Below are 1,137 nucleotides of genomic sequence, written 5' to 3'. Positions count from 1 at the left end.
TCATCGTTTGCCGGTGGCTTTGTCGACCAGGGCGGACACGCCGTCCTTGGCCTCGCCGACGGTGCGTTGCGCCTCGCCCTTGAGTTCCTGGGCCTTGCCCTCGGCGACGAGCTTGTCGTTACCGGTGACCTTGCCGACACCTTCCTTGAGGTTGCCGACGGCCTCGTTGGCGAGGCCCTTGAGCTTGTCCGTGGTGCTGCTCATGACACGTCTCCTGGATCGAGGGAGGGATCTCGGCCGGTCGGTGCGACCGGCCGAGATGATGGCTCAGGCGCGGCGAGCGTCGTAGCGGTCGGTCAGGGTCGCGAGCGCCGGCGCGCCGAGACGGCCGCCGAAGAAGCCGGCGAGCGCACCGAGGATCAGCGCGAGAGCGCCGTAGAACGCGCCCTGGGTGGCGGCGGACTTGGCGGCGACGGCTGCGGCTTCGGCCTTCACCTTGGCGGTGGCGACGGCCTCCTCGTACTGCTTCTTGTAGTCCTGGATCTGCGTCTTGGCCTGGTCGACCGGGATGCCCTGGGCCTTGGCGAGGGCGTCGGCGGCACGGTTCTCGGCCTGGGCCTTCTGGGCCGGGTCACCGGTGAACAGGGCGCGGATCGCGGCGACGGCGGCGTCCTTGGCGGCCTGGGGATCCTGGCCGGCGGCCTGCTGGCGGACCGACTGCTCGATGCCGTCGAGCGGGTTCGTGATCTTGGACAGCGACGGTGCCGCGGCCTGTGCGGCGGTCTGCACGGTGCCGCCGACCAGGGAGCCTGCCCCGCCGAGCGTGCTGGTCACGCCCGAGAAGGCGCCGCCGATGAGACCGCCGGCGGCCGAGGTGAGCAGGTACAGGACGACGAGGGTGGTGACCGCCCAGGACACGAGACCATGCAGGCCGGCGGCACCCGTGACGGGCTTGCCGGAGAGGCGGCCAGCGATGAAGCCGCCCGCGAGTGCGGCGACGATGCCGGAGGCGACGAACCAGATGCCGGCGCTCAGCGAGAGGGTCGAGGCGGCCGGGTTGTCGGCGGCGTTCGCGCCGACGCTGGACAGACCGACGCCGACGCCGACCATGTTGAGGATGACCTGGGTCACCAGCGCCGTCACGGCACCGGCGAAGATGGCACCCCACGAGACCTGGTTGAGAAGGACGGTGCGGGT

The 1,137-nt window shown here is 71.2% G+C and carries 2 protein-coding genes; both read right to left on the bottom strand.

Annotated features, from left to right (window positions below; genetic code table 11):
- Entirely contained in the window at positions 1-204 is a 204-nt protein-coding gene (locus ACFQ4G_RS21880; protein WP_238209328.1) for a CsbD family protein, read from the bottom strand.
- A gap of 63 nt (positions 205-267) precedes the next feature.
- A partial coding sequence (locus tag ACFQ4G_RS21875) for a PhnA-like protein (protein ID WP_379041113.1) occupies positions 268-1,137 on the bottom strand: 870 nt, incomplete at its 5' end.

Source organism: Methylobacterium marchantiae, from assembly GCF_042679825.1.
GTDB lineage: Bacteria > Pseudomonadota > Alphaproteobacteria > Rhizobiales > Beijerinckiaceae > Methylobacterium > Methylobacterium marchantiae.
This window is presented reverse-complemented; position numbering and strand designations above follow the sequence as displayed.